We start from the raw sequence: 16,660 nt of genomic DNA on the forward strand, positions 1-16,660 counted from the left end.
CGAAATGGCGCGGTGCGTTTCGCCGTGTTGTACGAAACGGCCCTGTCTCGGGTACCTGGCCCACTTTCATACTCGAATCATCTTTTCCGCCGCCGAGCCCGAGGAAGTCCCCCATGACGAGCATCGAATACCGCCTTCCGCAGCAGCGTCGCCTGGTCACCGCGCTGCCCGGCCCGCGCTCGGCGGCACTGACCGAGCGGCGCCGTACCGCCGTCGGGGCGGGTGTGGCGTCCTCCGTGCCGGTCTACGCGGCCGATGTCGACGGGGGCATCGTCGTCGACGTAGACGGCAACGCCCTGATCGACCTCGGTTCCGGCATCGCGGTCACCAGTGTCGGCGCCTCGGACCCGGCGGTCGTGGCGGCGGTGCAGGAGCAGGTCGCACATTTCACGCACACCTGCTTCATGGTCACCCCCTACGAGGGCTACATCGCCGTCGCCGAGAAGCTCGCGGCCCTGACCCCCGGCGACCACGCCAAGCGCACGGTGCTGTTCAACAGCGGCGCCGAGGCCGTCGAGAACGCGGTGAAGATCGCCCGCGTCGCCACCGGCCGCAGCGCCGTGGTGGTCTTCGACCACGCCTACCACGGCCGCACCAACCTGACCATGGCGCTCACCGCGAAGAACCAGCCCTACAAGGAGGGCTTCGGCCCGTTCGCCCCGGACATCCACCGCGTGCCCGCGTCCTACCCGTTCCGGGAGGGCCGCAACTACGACGGCACCGAGGTCACCGGCGAGCAGGCCGCCCACCGCGCGATCTCGCAGATCGACAAGCAGATCGGCGCGCACAACGTCGCCGCGATCGTGCTCGAACCCATCCAGGGCGAGGGCGGATTCATCGTGCCGGCCAAGGGCTTCCTGCCGACCCTCGTCGACTGGGCGAAGGCCAACGGCATCGTCTTCGTCGCCGACGAGGTGCAGACCGGCTTCGCCCGCACGGGTGACTGGTTCGCCAGCAACGACGAGAACGTCGTCCCGGACCTGATGACCCTCGCCAAGGGCATCGCCGGCGGCATGCCGCTCGCCGCGGTGACCGGCCGCGCCGAGCTGATCGACGCCGTGCACGGCGGCGGACTCGGCGGCACCTACGGCGGCAACCCCGTCGCGTGTGCCGCGGCGCTCGCCACCCTGGACCGGATCGAGCAGCTGGACCTGCGCGGCCGCGCCCGTCGCATCGAGCAGATCGCGACCGAGCAGTTGCGGGCGCTCGCCGCGGACGTCGACATCGTCGGCGAGGTCCGCGGCCGCGGCGCGATGCTCGCCGTCGAGTTCGTGCAGCCCGGCACCCGCGAGCCGAACCCGGAGGCCACCAAGGCGATCGCCGCGAAGGCGCTCGAACAGGGCGTCATCGTGCTCACCTGCGGCACCTACGGCAACGTCGTCCGCCTGCTGCCGCCGCTGGTGATCTCCGACGAACTGCTCACCGACGGCCTCGACGTCCTCACTGCCGCCGTCCGCGACGTCGCGGGCGTGCGCCCGACCCTGGCAGGAGCCACCCGATGACCCACACCCTTCCCGCGGGGGTCCCGACCCGCCTCTGGCTCGGCGGCAAACTCACCGACTCCGCCACCGGCGCGACATTCCCCGTCGAGGACCCGGCCACCGGCGCGGTCCTCGCCGAGGTCGCCGACGCCTCCGCCGACGACGGACTGCGCGCCCTCGACCTCGCCGTCGCCGCGCAGGCCGAGTGGGCGGCGACCCCGCCGCGCGTGCGGGGCGAGATCCTGCGCACCGCTTTCGAACTCGTCCACGCCCGCGCCGACGACTTCGCTCGCGTCATCACCCTCGAGATGGGCAAGACCGTCGCCGAGGCCCGCGGCGAGGTGAACTACGGCGCGGAGTTCCTGCGCTGGTTCGCCGAGGAGGCCGTGCGCATCGGCGGCCGCACCGCCACCGCCCCCGCCGGCAACGGGCGCATCCTCGTCACCAAGGAACCCGTCGGGCCCGTCCTGGCAATCACCCCGTGGAACTTCCCGCTGGCGATGGCCACCCGCAAGATCGGGCCCGCCCTGGCCGCCGGTTGCCCGATCCTGGTCAAGCCGGCCGCCGAGACCCCGCTGACGATGCTGCTGCTCGGGCAGGTCTTCGCCGACGCCGGCCTGCCGGCCGGGGTCCTGTCGATCCTGCCCGCCACCGACGCCGCGGCGCTCACCGGGCCGCTGCTCGCCGACGCGCGGCTGCGCAAGATCACCTTCACCGGCTCCACCGGCGTCGGCAAACTGCTGGTCCGCCAGTCCGCCGACCGGCTGCTGCGCACCTCCATGGAACTCGGCGGCAACGCCCCGTTCCTGGTGTTCGACGACGCCGACGTCGATGCCGCCGTCGACGGCGCGATGGCCGCGAAGATGCGCAACGGCGGCGAGGCCTGCACCGCCGCCAACCGCTTCCACGTCGCCCGCACTGTCGCCGGCGAGTTCACCGACAAGCTCACCGCCCGCATCGCGGCGCTGCGCACCGGCCACGGTCTCGACGACGGCACCGACCTCGGCCCGCTCATCACCGCCCGCCAGCGCGCCACGGTCGACACGCTGGTGCGCGACGCCGTCGAGCGCGGTGCCCGCGTCCGCACCGGCGGGCAGATCCCCGACGGGCCCGGCACGTTCTACCCGCCGACGGTGCTCGACGAGGTGCCGGCCGACGCGCGGCTGCTGCGCGAGGAGATCTTCGGCCCGGTCGCGGCGATCACCGTCTTCGACACCGAGGACGAGGCCGTCGCCGCCGCCAACGACACCGAATACGGCCTGGCCGCCTACTTCTACACCCGCGACCTGAACCGCGCGATGCGCGTGGCGGGCGCGCTGAAGACCGGCATGGTCGGTGTCAATCGCGGGGTCATCTCCGACGTCGCCGCCCCCTTCGGCGGCGTCAAGGAGTCCGGTTTCGGCCGCGAGGGTGCTGCCGAGGGCATCGAGGAATACCTCGACACCAAATACATCGCCCTGTAGCGGGACCACCAGGAATCGAATACCGGCTCGGTCCGGGAGTGCGGCACGTCGCACCCCCGGACCGAGCCGTATCTTGTTGCAGATCAGCCCTTCCGAAGCCGGTCCAGGCGGGCCTCGAGTCCGGCGATCATGGCGTCGAGGCCGGCGTCGAAACCGGCGTCCGGGGTGTAGTCGCCGCCCGATCCGGCGAACGCGTCGATCGCCGCGGTGAACACCGGGCTACCGCCGGCGAGGTCGGCGGTGTCGAAGATGTCAGCCGGGGCGTTGGCGTCGAGCGCGGAGCCGAAGATGAACGACTCCAGCGCGACGACGACCGGCACGATCGTCTCGATCGGCCACCCGGCGTCGGCGAAGCCCGCGGCCACCGCCTCGTAGACCGCCAGGGTGCGGGGCGCGCCCGCGACGGGCATCACGGCGATCACCGGGACCAGCGGCGCGTGCCGGGCGAACACGTCCCGGTAGGACAGGGCCCAGCGCCGCGTCGCCGCGGCCCACGGCTCGACGCCGAAACCGCTCACGTCGACCTTGGTCATGAGGTCCTCCTGCACCCACAGCAGGACGTCCTGCTTCGAGCTCACGTGGTTGTACAGGGCGGACGGGGCCACACCGAGGGCGCGGGCGAGCTTGGCGACGGTGAAGGCGTCGTAGCCGCCGTGTTCGATCACGTCGAGCGCGGCGTCGGTGATCACTTGCCGAGACAGCACTTTCGTCGACGGCCGACCGGCGCGCCGGTGCGTCCCCTCTCCCACGCCGCTTCCCTTCGTCTCACGATTTCCGGCCACGAATTGCCGCGAAGGTCTTCTCCTCGCGCCTCGATGAGGTTACAGTGTGATGCGACACATATGAATGTCGTTCATTTTCTCGAAGGGGAATCCCATGCAATCCATCGAGCGTGACGTCGTCGTCGTGGGGGCGGGCCCGTCCGGCCTGACCGCCGCCTACCGCCTGCGGCAGGCGGGCCTGCGGGTCGCCGTCCTCGAAGCCCGCGACCGCGTCGGCGGCCGCACCTGGACCGACACCATCGACGGAGCGATGCTCGAGATCGGCGGTCAGTGGGTCTCCCCCGACCAGACCGCCCTGATCGCCCTCCTCGACGAACTGGGCCTGCGGACGTTCGCCCGCTACCGCGAGGGCGAGAACATCTACCTCGACGCCGAGGGCCGGCCCGTCCGGTACCGCGGCGAGACGTTCCCCACGTCCGAGCACACCCGCGCCGAGATGGACAAGCTGATCGCGCTGCTCGACGAGCTCGCCGCCGAGATCGGCCCCCACGAGCCGTGGGCACATCCGCGGGCGCGGGAACTCGACACCGTCTCCTTCCACCACTGGCTCCGGGCCAACTCCGACGACGAGGAGGCGTGCGCCAACATCGGGTTGTTCATCGCCGGGGGCATGCTCACCAAGCCGGCCCACGCGTTCTCCGCGCTGCAGGCGATCCTCATGGCGGCCTCCGCGGGTTCGTTCAGCAACCTCGTGGACGAGGACTTCATCCTCGACAAGCGCGTCGTGGACGGTATGCAGCAAGTGTCGGAGCGGCTGGCCGAAAAGCTCGGCGACGACGTGTTTCTCGGAAATCCGGTGCGGACCCTGCACTGGTCCGAAGGCGAGGAGGCCGGGGCACCGGGGCGCGTGCGCGCGGTGGCCGACGGGGTCACCGTCGATGCCCGGTTCGCCGTGCTGGCCGTGCCGCCGAACCTGTACTCCCGCATCTCCTACGTCCCGCCGCTGCCGCGCCGCCAGCACCAGATGCACCAGCACCAGTCCCTCGGGCTCGTCATCAAGGTGCACGCCGTGTACGACACCCCGTTCTGGCGTGAAGAGGGCCTGTCCGGCACGTGCTTCGGCGCCGGAGCACTCGTCCAGGAGATCTACGACAACACCAATTTCGAGGATCCGCGGGGCACCCTGGTGGCCTTCGTGGCGGACGAGAAGGCCGACGCCGTCTTCGAGCTCTCCGCCGCGGAACGCAAGGCCGCGATCCTCTCGTCCATGGCTGGTTATCTCGGCGAGAAGGCGCTGAACCCGGTGGTCTACTACGAATCCGACTGGGGTTCGGAGGAGTGGACCCGCGGGGCCTACGCGGCGAGCTACGATCTCGGCGGACTGCACCGCTACGGCAAGGACCAGCTCACCCCCGTCGGACCGATCCTCTTCTCGTCGTCCGACCTCGCCGCCGAGGGCTACCAGCATGTCGACGGCGCCGTGCGCATGGGCGAGGACACGGCCCGGCGCATCCTCGACGCCCTCGGCTCCCCCGCGACGGCGACCGCAGCGTCCGGCGCCCCGACGCACTGACCGGCCGGACCACGACAAGACCGAACATACTGTTCCACAACACTTTTCACGCTCGCCCGGCGCCGGTTTCGGCATCAGGCCCGCTCACGACGAGGTGAGCATTCCGGTCCCGGCGACGCCGCCCCTCCGGCGGCGCCGCCCTCCGAACCCTCCGCACCCCATCCGCCGGCCGGATCCCCTGGCCCGGCACCACCGGTGCGGCCCACACTGATCACCAGAGTCCCTGCCCCCGGCCGGGCAGGCCTCCGAGAGGAACCCCGCCATGACCGATCTCCGCGAGAACTACATCGACGGCGCCTTCGTGCCCTCGACGGCCACGCAATCCCTGCCGCTGATCGACCCGGCCGACGAATCCCTCGTCGGCTCGATCCCGGTGTCGACCGCCGCCGACGTCGACGCCGCCGTCGCGGCCGCGCAGCGCGCGTTCCGGACCTGGGGCAGGACCACCCCCAAGGAACGCCAGGCGGCGCTGCTGAAGCTGGCCGACGCCCTCGAAGAGCACTGCGACGAACTCGTCGAGGCGGAGTGCCACAACACCGGCCAGCCGAAGTCCATGATCGCCGACGAGGAGGTCAAGGTCGGCGCGGACCAGCTGCGCTTCTTCGCCGGCGCGGCCCGCATGCTCGAGGGCAAGGCGGCCGGCGAGTACATGGAGGGCCACACCTCCTACGTGCGGCGCGAGCCGATCGGCGTGGTCGGGCAGGTCACGCCCTGGAACTACCCGCTGATGATGGCGCTGTGGAAGATCGGGCCCGCGCTCGCGGCCGGCAACACCATCGTGCTCAAGCCGAGCGACACCACCCCCGACAGCACGCTGGTGCTGGCCCGCCTGACCCGGGGCATCCTGCCCGACGGCGTCTTCAACGTCGTGCTCGGCAACGCCGCCACCGGCACCGCCCTCGTCGAGCATCCCGCGCTCGGCCTGGTCTCGATCACCGGCTCGGTCCGCGCCGGCACCGAGGTGGCGGTCTCCGCGGCCCGGCAGCTCAAGCGCGCGCACCTCGAACTCGGCGGCAAGGCCCCCGTCCTGGTGTTCGACGACGCCGACGTGCCGAAGACCGCCGAAGCCGTCGCGGCGGCCGCCTTCTTCAACGGCGGCCAGGACTGCACGGCCGCCACCCGGGTACTGGTCCACGAGTCGATCCACGACGACCTCGTCGACGCGCTGGTGCGGCAGGCCGAGCAGCTGCGTCCGGGCCGGCCCGACGACCCGGACGCGTTCTACGGCCCGCTCAACAACGCCGTGCACTTCCAGCGCGTCGCCGAGAAGATCGCCGCCCTGCCCGCCTCGGCGACGATCGTCACCGGCGGCAAGCGCGCCGGCGAGAAGGGCTTCTTCTTCGAACCGACGATCGTCACCGGCGTGGACCAGCACGACCCCATCGTGCAGGACGAGACCTTCGGCCCGGTCCTGACGGTGCAGTCCTTCACCACCGAGGACGAGGCCGTCGCGCTGGCCAACGACGTCCGCTACGGGCTCGCCGCGAGTGTGTGGACCCGCGATCACGGGCGCACCCAGCGGCTGTCCGGCGCGCTCGACTTCGGCGCGGTGTGGATCAACTGCCACATCCCGCTCGTCGCGGAGATGCCGCACGGCGGGTTCAAGCAGTCCGGCTACGGCAAGGACCTCTCCGCCTACAGCGTCGAGGACTACACCCGTATCAAGCACGTCATGAGCACCCACGACTGACCCTCCGCGGCCCCACCGCGCCGTCGCCGGAAGCCGGCCGTACCCCTACCGCCGGCTTCCCCTACCGGATCGGAATCCCATGAGACTGGTTGTCGGATACCTCGCCACCCCCAGCGGCGCGGACGGGCTGACGCTCGGCGTCCAGCTGGCCCGCAGTCTGGGCGCCGAACTCGACATCTGTATGGTCCTGCCCCCGGATCGCCCGGTGCCCTCCCGAGTGCCCGCCGAACCCGGGTACGAGGACGTCCTCGCCGGCACGGGCGAAGCATGGCTCGCCCAGGCGGCGGCCACGGTGCCCGACGACGTCCGGGCACACACGCACCTGAGCTTCCACGATTCCTTCGCGCAGGGCCTGCTCGACGAGGTGGCCCGGCTCGGCGCGCGCGCCGTCGTTCTCGGGGCCGCGGGCGACGGGCTCCTCGGCCGGCACTCCATCGGCACGGTGTCGTCCGAGCTGCTGCATTCGGCGCCCGTGCCGCTGGCCCTGGCACCGCGTGGATTCCGGCACTCCGCCGCGCCCCACGTCCGCGAGGTCACGTGCGCACTCGGCACCCGCACCGGAGCGGACGTCCTGCTCAGGACCGCGGTCCGCGCCTGCGAGCGGATGCGCACGCCGCTGCGGCTCGTCTCGCTCGTCGCCCTCGACCCGCAGGGTCTCGGCCGCGACGCGCGCAAGTCGCACGAACTCGCCCTCGAGTCGGCGCGGGCCCACGCCCGCACCCTGCTGGACACCGCCCGCGCCGAACTTCCCGGCGACTACCCGGTCAGGTCGCTCGTCGCGGACGGGGACACCGTCGAATCGGCGGTGGCGAAGCTCGAATGGCACGACGGCGACGTCGTGATGGTCGGCTCGAGCCGGCTCGCCCAACCGCACCGGCTCTTCCTGGGTTCGACGGCAGCGAAGATGCTGCGGGTCGTTCCGGTGCCCATGATCGTCGTTCCCAAGCACGAGTTCGAGAACAGTGAGTAGACCCGTCATGACGAATTCGCTTCCCACTACCGAGATCCGGGAGGTCACCCCGATGACCGCACCCACCGACGGGGTCGTCTCCAAGGGTCTGGCCGCCAGCCGGATCGGCACGTTCGCCGGGGCCGTCCTGGGCATCTCGTCCGTTGCGCCGGGGTACACGCTGACGGCGAGCATCGGCCTGATCGTCGCGGCCGTGGGGCTGAAGATGCCGGCGATCTTCATCGCCGGGTTCATCCCGATGTTCCTCACGGCGTATGCCTACCGCGAGCTCAACTCCGAATCACCGGACTGCGGAGCGTCGTTCACGTGGTCGACGAAAGCCTTCGGCCCGTACGTCGGGTGGATGTGCGGCTGGGGCATGGTGATCGCGACGATCATCGTGCTGTCCAATCTGGCCGCGATCGCCGTCCAGTTCTTCTACCTGTTCCTCGCTCGGGTCACCGGAGACGCCGCGCTCGCGGATCTACCCGGGAACAAGCTCGTCAACGTCGGCACGACCCTGGTGTTCGTCGCGATCGCGACGTGGATCGCGAGCCGTGGCATCACCACCAGCGAACGCGTCCAGTACGCGCTCGTCGGCTTCCAGATGGTGCTTCTGCTCGCGTTCGCGGTCGCGGCGCTCGTGCACGTCGGCGCGGGCGACGCGCCCGCCGGACTCTCGTTCGACGCGGCGTGGTTCGACCCGTTCCACGGGCTCGCGCTCGGCGCCTTCGTAATCGGCGTGACCGGGTCGATCTTCGCGTTTTGGGGATGGGACACGTGCCTGACCCTCGGGGAGGAGTCCCGGGACCCGAAGAAGACTCCGGGGCGGGCCGGGTTGCTGTGCGTGGCAACGATCCTGCTGACCTACCTGCTCGTGTCGGTTGCGGCGATGATGTACGCGGGAGTCGGCACGACGGGTCTCGGGCTGGGCAATCCCGACAACTCCGAGAACATCTTCGGCGCCCTCGCCGATCCCGTCCTGGGCCAGTGGGGCGGCCTGCTGCTCTTCCTCGCCATCTTCGTCTCGTCGGTGGCAAGCCTGCAGACCACCTTCCTGCCCGCGGCGCGGACGATGCTCGCCATGGGCGCCTACGGCGCGTTCCCACGCCGGCTGGCCGCGGTGCACCCCCGCTTTCTGGTGCCCTCGTACGCGACGGTCGTCGCCGGGGTCATCACCGCCGTGTTCTACGCCGGCGTGACGTTCCTGTCCGAACGGACCCTGCTCGACACCATTGCGGCGCTGGGAATCATGATCTGCTGGTACTACGGGATCACCGCGTTTGCGTGCGTGTGGTACTTCCGCGGACGGCTGTTCACCAGCGCCCGCAACGCCGTGTTCCGCTTCGCCTTCCCCCTGTCGGGCGGGATCATGCTCGCCGCCGTCTTCGCGATCTCCGTGGGCGAGAGCATGAATCCCGACAACGGCAGCGGTGCCGAGATCGGCGGCGTCGGGTTGGTGTTCTTCCTCGGCTTCGGGATCCTGCTGCTCGGCGCGGTCCTGATGCTGGTGATGCGGGTCCGCAACCCGCAGTTCTTCCGTGGGGAGACCCTCACGCGCAGTACCGCCGCGCTCACCGGTGAGACGGACGTGCTCTCTACCGACCGCGGTTGACCTCGGGCCGCACCGATCCCCGCCGGCCGGGCGCTCAGCGCCCGGCCGGCGTCTGTGCGATCAGGCCGGCGACCAGTACGCGCAGGCCGAATTCGAAGGCGGCATCGGCCCGTTGCGGATTCGGGCCGGCGGTCTGCAGCGCGGCGCGCATCGCGTCCCCGGTTTCGGGGACGTTCGCCCACACCACCTCGGGTGCGGCGAGATCGAGCGCCGAGCCGAGAACGAAGCTGTCCACCGTCGTGACGGCATGCAGCACCTGCTCCGGCGTGAACCCGGCATCGGTGAAAGCCTGTGCCAGAGCGTTGTACATCCCGAACGCGACCGGTGACTGCACGGTCTGCGCGGTGAACAGCGGGATCAGCCGCGGATGCGCGGCGTAGGCGCGACGGTACTCGCGGGCGAGGGCGGCGACGGTCTCCGGCCAGTCGCCGGCCGGGTCGCCCACGACGATGGTGGACATGATGCGTGCCCGCATGGCCTCGACGATCTCGGCGCGCCCGGACACGTGGTTGTACAGCGACGACGGCCGCACCTTCAGCCGCTCCGCCAGTCCGGGCATGGTGAAGTCGCCGGCGGTGTCCACCATCCGAATGGCTGCGTCCGTGATGATCTCGGGCGAGAGCAGCCGCTTGGGCGGTCGTGGCATACGAACACTCCTCGAAATCGTCGTGGGCTCTTGCCCTGAACGCGCTCGTCCACCATACTTAACGAATCAAATTCGTTTTATCCCCCGGACCGATTCCCGAGGACTCCATGCTCACCATCACCGCCACCACGCCGCCCGACTCGCTGTGCCGAGTGGAATCCCCCGATCGGCCGCCGCTGCGCGTCGGACTGGTCCAACACCGCTGGCACGACGACGAACGGGCGTTGCGCGCCGAACTCACCGAGGGCATCGCCACCGCCGCCGGGCTGGGCGCACGTGTCGTGTTCCTGCCTGAACTCACCCTCAGTCGCTACCCGGCCGACACACCCGGCGTCGCCGACGCCGCCCGGACGGCCGAGGACCTGCGGACCGGCCCGACCGTCGCCTTCGCCGCGGCCGCCGCCTCCGCCCACGGCGTGTTCGTGCACGCCTCCCTCTACGAACGCGCCGACGGTCCCGACGGACTCGGCTACAACACCGCCGTCCTCGTCTCCCCGGCCGGCGAACCGGTGGCCCGCACCCGGAAACTGCACATCCCCGTGACCGCCGGATACCACGAGGACACCTACTTCCGGGGCGGACCGGCCGACGACCCGTATCCCGTCCACACCCCCGACGGTCTCGACGGCGCCCGCATCGGCATGCCGACCTGCTGGGACGAGTGGTTCCCGGAGGTGGCGCGCGCGTACTCGCTCGCCGGCGCCGAGATCCTCGTCTACCCGACGGCGATCGGTTCCGAGCCCGACCATCCCGAGTTCGACACCCGTCCGCTGTGGCAGCAGGTGATCGTCGGAAACGGCATCGCGAACGGCACGTTCATGATCGTGCCGAACCGGCACGGCTGCGAGGGAGCCGTCACCTTCTACGGCTCCTCGTTCGTCTCCGACCCGTACGGTCGCATCCTCGTGCAGGCACCGCGCGACGAATCCGCCGTGCTGGTGGTCGATCTCGACCTCGCGCAGCGCCGGGACTGGTTGTCGCTGTTCCCGTTCCTGACCACCCGCCGCCCGGACACCTACGGCTCGCTGACCGCGCCGGTGGACGCGCACGCACCCTTCGGAGCCGCGCGATGAGCTGGCGCATGCCCGCGGAGAGCGAACCGCACGAGCGCACGTGGATGGCCTTCCCCACCGAGGGATACTCGCTGGGCGACACCGCGGAGGAGCACCACGAGGCCCGCGCCACGTGGGCGGCGGTCGCGCATGCCGTCGCCGAGTTCGAACCCGTCACCGTGGTGGCCGATCCCGGCCAGGTCGACGCGGCCCGCCGGTACCTGTCCCGCGATGTCGAACTCATCGAGGCTCCGCTCAACGACGCCTGGATGCGCGACATCGGGCCGACCTTCGTCCTCCACGACGACGGGCGCCGCGGCGGGGTCGACTGGGTGTTCAACGGCTGGGGCGCCCAGGACTGGGCCCGATGGGACCACGACGCCCGGATCGCGTCGTTCGTGCTCGAGCGCGCCGGCGTCGAGCGTGTGGCGTCGACGCTCGTCAACGAGGGCGGCGGCATCCAGGTCGACGGTCTCGGCACCGTCCTGCTCACCGAGACCGTTCAGCTCGATCCCGGCCGCAACCCGGACCTGGGCAAAGCCGCGGTCGAGGCGGAACTGCGGCGCACCATCGGTGCGACCTGCGCCGTCTGGCTGCCGCGCGGGCTGACGCGGGACCAGGAACGCTACGGCACGCGCGGGCACGTCGACATCGTCGCCGCGATCGCGTCTCCGGGTGTGGTCCTCGTCCACGACCAGCGCGACCGGGACCACCCGGACTTCGATGTCACCGCCCTGATCGTCGACCGGCTGCAGCACAGCACCGATGTCCGCGGCGAGCCGTGGCGCATCGTCCGAGTGCCGGCCCCGGCGACGGTGCGCGACGACGAGGGCTGGGTGGACTACAGCTACATCAACCACTACGTCGTCAACGGCGGGGTGATCGCCTGCCGCTTCGGCGACCCCGCCGACGACGAGGCCGCGGAGATCCTGGCGGCCGCGTATCCCGGCCGGCGCGTCGTGGGAGTGGACGCACGGCCGCTCTTCCGCCGCGGGGGCGGCATCCACTGCATCACCCAGCATCAACCGCGGTGACGGGTCCTGCGGTGCCGCCGCGGGACCGCCGCGGCGGTGCCGCGCAGGACCGATGCGGCGGTGCCACGCAGGACCGATGCGGCGGTGCCGCGCAGGACCGATGCGTCGGCACGTCCGGCATCGACCGGTCCGCTGGGGAGCGCCCGGAACGGATTCTCGAGCCGCGTCGGTGGTCGCTACCGTGCGGCCGTGCGGGACGCGGTGAAGGGCGTCGGACCCGTGATCGCCACGTTCCCCGGGCGCTCATCGGGGACGAGCACACAGTGGGTACGGCCGTAGACGGTGTACATGCACTTGTTGTTGTGGTTGCACCGTCCGGTCACCGTGTGGTCCGCGCGGATGCGCTCGATCAGATCCGGCTCCCGCAGCAGCGCGCGCCCCATGGCGACGAAGTCGAACCCCTCCCGCATTCCGGTTGTGATGTGGTCGTAGTTGTTGATCCCACCCAAGAGGATCAGCGCGGTGTGCTCCATGACGGGAACGAACTGGCGAGCGGACTCGAGCATGTACAGATCCTCGTAGGGATACGAACCCAGCGCCCGTTTGCCGAACAGGCGCACACCCGTCCTGAAGGGTTCCTTCATGACCGACGCGAACTCGTCGACCGGCACGTCGCCGCGGAACAGGTACATCTGCTTGAAGAAGGACGACCCCTGCGTCAGCTCGAGCGCATCGAGGTTGCGGTCCTGGTCGAGCAATTGCGCTGTGCGAAGGGACTCGGTGAGCCAGATGCTGCCGCGGATCCCGTCGTCCATGCTCATCTTCGCGGTGACAGCCACTTGCGTGCCGACCACTTCCCGCACCCGCCGGGCGATCTCACGGACGAAGCGGGAGCGATTGTCGATGCTGCCCCCGTACTCGTCCTTCCTGCGGTTCAGAAGCGGACTGAGAAACGAGCTCGGCAGATACAGATGGCCGAAGTGCAGTTCGATTGCATCGAACCCGGCCTCGACCGCGACGGCCGACGCCTCGCCGAATTGCTCGACGACCTTCTGGATCTCGGCACGATCGATTTCGCGGCAGTACTCGAAAGACGAAGGGTTGATCACCCGGCTCGGTGCCATTGCAGTGACACCTGTGATCTTCTTCGAGGCCACCACACCGGCGTGGCCGAGTTGAGCGGAGATTGCGCCACCGGCCTCGTGGACGGCATCCGTCAGCTTCCGCAGCCCGGGAAGCGCCTGCCGGTTCATCAGTATCTGGCCGGGCGCGCTGGCGCCCTCGGGAGCCACACAGCAGTACGCGACCGTCGTCATGCCCACCCCACCGCGGACGAAGCCGAGGTGGAAGTCGATCAGGTCGTCGGTGACCAGACCTTCGGGTGAACGCCCCTCCGATGTCGCGGCCTTGATGATGCGGTTGCGAAGCCGGACAGGGCCCAACATCGTGGGGGCGAACGGATCCCGGGGCGCAGTGGCCGACCCGGTCGAGGTTTCCGAAACGGTCATGACGAGCAGCCCTCCCGGCTGATGGAATGTGACCCCACTTACATTCCGCAGGCATCCGTAGCCGTGTCAACGAGCGTCCCTCTCAGCGGACACCCTCGCGAGCTCGATGCTCGTCCGGGATGGCCGCCCCCGGCGACGGTGCGTGACGAGGAGGGCCACCCTTCCGCCGCCGGGGCGGCGTCCACTGCATCCCAGTGTCGACGTGTCCGGTGTCGGCGAAGACGGCCCCCGGGACCCGCCCCCGCCTCTACTGTGTCTTCGGGACGGCCGGCGGCGCGTGCGGGAGGTTTCCAGTGACGGAGGAACGACCCGACACCGGGACGGCAGATCGGATCGTCGGTTCGATCGTCGACTCGACCGGCATCTCCCGTGCGAAAGCATTTCCCGCGCACATGCTTCCGTGGTTCGTCGAGGTCGGCGCCGGGGCGTCGCCGAGCTGGGCGGTGTTCTGCGTCGACGACCACCTGGCGTTCACACCGTCGCTGTCGGTGACGGGTGATCTGCGGCTCCGGATCGACCGCGACCGGCTCCGGTCCGTCGGCGACGGGATCCAGTGGGCTCCTGCCGATCTGTACGACCAGGACGGGACCCGGTCGTCGCTGTGCACCCGCGGGGTGCTCGAGCGCGTCGTGGACGCTCTCGCCGGGATCGGGGTGCAGGCCCGGATCGGGCACGAGGTGGAGTTCACGCTCGTCGGCGGGCACGGCGAGTGGGCCGCATACGGACTCGGCGCCGTCCTCGGGCAGGACGAGTTCGTCGCCGACCTGCTGCGTGCCGCCGCAGGCGCCGGACTGGGGATCGAACAGATCCACGCCGAGGCCGGTGCGCAGCAGTTCGAACTGTCCCTGTCGCCCGCCGACCCGGTCGGCTCAGCCGACGACCTCGTTCTCGCGCGCATCCTGATCGGTCGCACCGCGCGCGTCCACGGGATGCGCGCGTCGTTCTCCCCTGTGCCCGTCGCCGGCGGGTCGGGCAACGGCGCGCACGTCCACGTATCCTTCACCCGGGACGGGCGGCCGCTGCTGTCCGGCGGCGACGGCCCGCACGGGATGACGGACGCGGGCGGCAGCGTCGTCGCCGGCATCCTGCGCGCGCTCCCCGACTTCGGTGCCGTCCTCACCGGGTCCGTGCTCTCACATCTGCGCCTGCGGCCGGGCATGTGGGCGGGCGCCTGGTGCTGCTGGGGACTCGAGAACCGCGAGGCCGCGGTGCGGCTGTGCGCCTTCACCCCCGGCAATCCGCACGGCGCGCATCTCGAGGTCAAGCCGGTGGATCCGTCGGCCAACCCGTACCTCGCCTGCGCGGCGATTCTCGGGGCCGCGCAGGCCGGGCTCGCCGATGCGCTGCCGGTGCCGGTGGAGGTCCCGGTCGATCCGGCCCGGCTCACCGATGCCGAACGCGCCGCGCTCGGCGTCGACCTGCTGCCCACGAGCCCCGACGACCTGCTCGCGGCCCTCGCCTCGTCGCGGCTCGCCGGGGCCCTGTTCGGGCCGTCGCTGCTCGAGGCGCTGCTGGCGGTGAAGAGCTACGAGTTCGGCGAGTACCGCGCGCGGCCGCCAGCCGAGCTCGCGGAGCGGTTCCGCTTCGCATGGACCCCCTGAGTGCGTGGCGAATTTCACCGTAACGAGCGTGCGGGGACCGCCGATCTACGGCCGTCGGTAACTGTGGAGAACGGACGACCATGCACAACCTCGACTCGGTGGACCCCCTCGCGGCCACCCAGCCCATCGCCAAGCTGCTCGCCCCGAGCGAGCCGGCCGCGGCGCCGGCGTCGCACTCCGCGGCGCGGGTCCCGGCCTCCGGCGCCGAGGTCCGACGCGTCAAACGGCTGACCTACGGTGACGAGCCCCGCGGGCGCTCGTGGCGGCCGGATCTGTGGACGGTCGTCGGTGTGCTGGCCGTGCTGCTGGCGGTCGCGTTCGTCGTCGTCGCGGTGCTCGTCTCGGGGAACCGGTCGCAACCGTCGTACCGGCCCGGTTACGCACCGTCGGGCATGGGCGCTGCGTCCGTGCCCGTCGCAGCCGTCGCGTGAGGATCCACGACCTGCCCTCCTCCCGCTGAGCGGGATCGCCGGAGTGTCGCCGCCCTCCCGGGGCAGCAGCATCGACCTGCTGACCGAGTAGGAGGAGTGAATCGATGAGTGAATTCGAAGGCCGGGTCGCGCTGATCACGGGCGGGGCACGCGGGCAGGGACGCAGCCACGCGGTGGCGCTGGCCGAGCGCGGCGCCGACATCGTGCTGTGCGACCGGTGTGCCGACAGCCCGGTGGTGCCGTACCCGCTGGCCACCGAGGCCGACCTGGAGGAGACCGCGGAGGCGGTGCGCGCGACCGGGCGCCGGTGCCTCACCGCGAAGCTGGACACCGCGGACCGCCCGGCGATGGACGAACTCGTCGCGCAGGCGCACGCGGAGTTCGGCCGGATCGATATCGCGGTGGCGAACGCCGGAGTGTCGGTCGCCGCCCCGATCCAGTCGATGACCGAGGCACAGTGGGCCGAGGCGATCGGCTCGAACCTGACCGGGGTGTTCAACACGGTCGGGTCGGTGGCACCCGGCATGGTGGAGCGTGGGTACGGCCGGATCGTGACGATCTCGTCGATGCTCGGGCGCGCGGGCAGCACCAACATGGCGGCGTACAGCGCGTCGAAGTGGGGCGTGATCGGCCTGACCAAGAGCGCCGCGCTGGATCTGGCTCCGCACGGGATCACGGTGAACGCGATCGCCCCCGGGAACATCTCGACGCCGATGATCCACAACGACTTCCTCTACGGCCTGATGCGCCCGGACCTCGAGCACCCCGGCGCCGACGACGTGGCGCCGGTCTTCCAGAGCCTGCACGCACAGCCGGTGCCGTGGCTCGATCCCGCGGAGATCACCCGCGTGGTGCTGTTCTTCGCCGCCGAGGCGAGCGCCCACATCAGCGGCACCGTGCTGCCGGTCGACGCCGGCAACGCGGGCCGGGTGACCGGATAGGCGCCTCCGGCGCC

Annotated in this window: 14 protein-coding genes; 11 read left to right on the top strand and 3 right to left on the bottom strand. The window is 70.8% G+C overall.

The genetic code is table 11. The features are described from left to right. Window positions 1-113 precede the first annotated feature (113 nt). On the top strand, window positions 114-1,502 hold the full coding sequence (gabT, locus tag AC2IPW_RS20590; RefSeq protein WP_010596042.1) for a 4-aminobutyrate--2-oxoglutarate transaminase: 1,389 nt from the start codon (window positions 114-116) through the stop codon (window positions 1,500-1,502). Then, complete coding sequence (locus AC2IPW_RS20595; RefSeq protein ID WP_486375542.1) at window positions 1,499-2,944, top strand: NAD-dependent succinate-semialdehyde dehydrogenase; 1,446 nt, start codon at window positions 1,499-1,501, stop codon at window positions 2,942-2,944. Before gabT ends, AC2IPW_RS20595 begins: the two co-directional genes overlap by 4 nt. Before the next feature lie 83 nt (window positions 2,945-3,027). Here AC2IPW_RS20595 and AC2IPW_RS20600 read toward each other — a convergent pair whose 3' ends face one another. Further along, a complete protein-coding gene (locus AC2IPW_RS20600) occupies window positions 3,028-3,633 on the bottom strand; it encodes a TetR/AcrR family transcriptional regulator (RefSeq protein ID WP_010596044.1) in 606 nt (201 codons plus the stop codon). Between the two features lie 187 nt (window positions 3,634-3,820). Here AC2IPW_RS20600 and AC2IPW_RS20605 point away from each other — a divergent pair, with 187 nt between their 5' ends. From AC2IPW_RS20605 to AC2IPW_RS20620, 4 genes are all read left to right on the top strand, one after another. Continuing rightward, window positions 3,821-5,239 (top strand): flavin monoamine oxidase family protein, encoded by a 1,419-nt coding sequence (locus AC2IPW_RS20605; protein ID WP_486375543.1) that lies wholly within the window; start codon window positions 3,821-3,823, stop codon window positions 5,237-5,239. A 262-nt stretch (window positions 5,240-5,501) separates the two neighbouring features. Next, window positions 5,502-6,929, top strand: a complete 1,428-nt coding sequence (locus AC2IPW_RS20610) for a gamma-aminobutyraldehyde dehydrogenase (protein ID WP_486375544.1) — start codon at window positions 5,502-5,504, stop codon at window positions 6,927-6,929. Between the two features lie 79 nt (window positions 6,930-7,008). Beyond that, on the top strand, window positions 7,009-7,899 hold the full coding sequence (locus tag AC2IPW_RS20615; RefSeq protein WP_486375545.1) for a universal stress protein: 891 nt from the start codon (window positions 7,009-7,011) through the stop codon (window positions 7,897-7,899). Between the two features lie 7 nt (window positions 7,900-7,906). Further along, window positions 7,907-9,493: an APC family permease gene (locus AC2IPW_RS20620; protein ID WP_486375546.1), complete on the top strand. Its 1,587-nt coding sequence runs from the start codon at window positions 7,907-7,909 to the stop codon at window positions 9,491-9,493. A 34-nt stretch (window positions 9,494-9,527) separates the two neighbouring features. Here the strand turns inward: AC2IPW_RS20620 and AC2IPW_RS20625 are convergent, their stop codons facing one another. After that, window positions 9,528-10,139: a TetR/AcrR family transcriptional regulator C-terminal domain-containing protein gene (locus tag AC2IPW_RS20625; RefSeq protein ID WP_486375547.1), complete on the bottom strand. Its 612-nt coding sequence runs from the start codon at window positions 10,137-10,139 to the stop codon at window positions 9,528-9,530. A 107-nt stretch (window positions 10,140-10,246) separates the two neighbouring features. Between AC2IPW_RS20625 and AC2IPW_RS20630 the strand changes: the two genes are divergently transcribed. Together AC2IPW_RS20630 and AC2IPW_RS20635 are read left to right on the top strand one after the other, a co-directional pair. After that, a complete protein-coding gene (locus AC2IPW_RS20630) occupies window positions 10,247-11,212 on the top strand; it encodes a nitrilase-related carbon-nitrogen hydrolase (protein ID WP_486375548.1) in 966 nt (321 codons plus the stop codon). Further along, window positions 11,209-12,225 (top strand): agmatine deiminase family protein, encoded by a 1,017-nt coding sequence (locus tag AC2IPW_RS20635; RefSeq protein WP_140188893.1) that lies wholly within the window; start codon window positions 11,209-11,211, stop codon window positions 12,223-12,225. The genes AC2IPW_RS20630 and AC2IPW_RS20635 overlap by 4 nt, the downstream gene beginning before the upstream one ends. 176 nt (window positions 12,226-12,401) lie before the next feature. On the opposite strand, the gene AC2IPW_RS20640 is transcribed toward AC2IPW_RS20635, so the two are convergent. Continuing rightward, window positions 12,402-13,673, bottom strand: coding sequence for an NADH:flavin oxidoreductase (locus AC2IPW_RS20640; protein ID WP_486375549.1), 1,272 nt, complete (start codon window positions 13,671-13,673; stop codon window positions 12,402-12,404). Window positions 13,674-13,966: 293 nt separating this feature from the next. Between AC2IPW_RS20640 and AC2IPW_RS20645 the strand changes: the two genes are divergently transcribed. The 3 genes from AC2IPW_RS20645 (at window position 13,967) to AC2IPW_RS20655 (ending at window position 16,646) form a co-directional block, all read left to right on the top strand. Then, window positions 13,967-15,274 (top strand): type I glutamate--ammonia ligase, encoded by a 1,308-nt coding sequence (locus tag AC2IPW_RS20645; RefSeq protein ID WP_486375550.1) that lies wholly within the window; start codon window positions 13,967-13,969, stop codon window positions 15,272-15,274. An 80-nt stretch (window positions 15,275-15,354) separates the two neighbouring features. Further along, on the top strand, window positions 15,355-15,705 hold the full coding sequence (locus AC2IPW_RS20650; RefSeq protein WP_486375551.1) for a hypothetical protein: 351 nt from the start codon (window positions 15,355-15,357) through the stop codon (window positions 15,703-15,705). A 104-nt stretch (window positions 15,706-15,809) separates the two neighbouring features. Further along, complete coding sequence (locus tag AC2IPW_RS20655; protein ID WP_124258870.1) at window positions 15,810-16,646, top strand: mycofactocin-coupled SDR family oxidoreductase; 837 nt, start codon at window positions 15,810-15,812, stop codon at window positions 16,644-16,646. The last annotated feature ends 14 nt before the right edge of the window (window positions 16,647-16,660 follow it).

The sequence above is a fragment of the Rhodococcus sp. NS-SX18 genome, assembly GCF_057367935.1.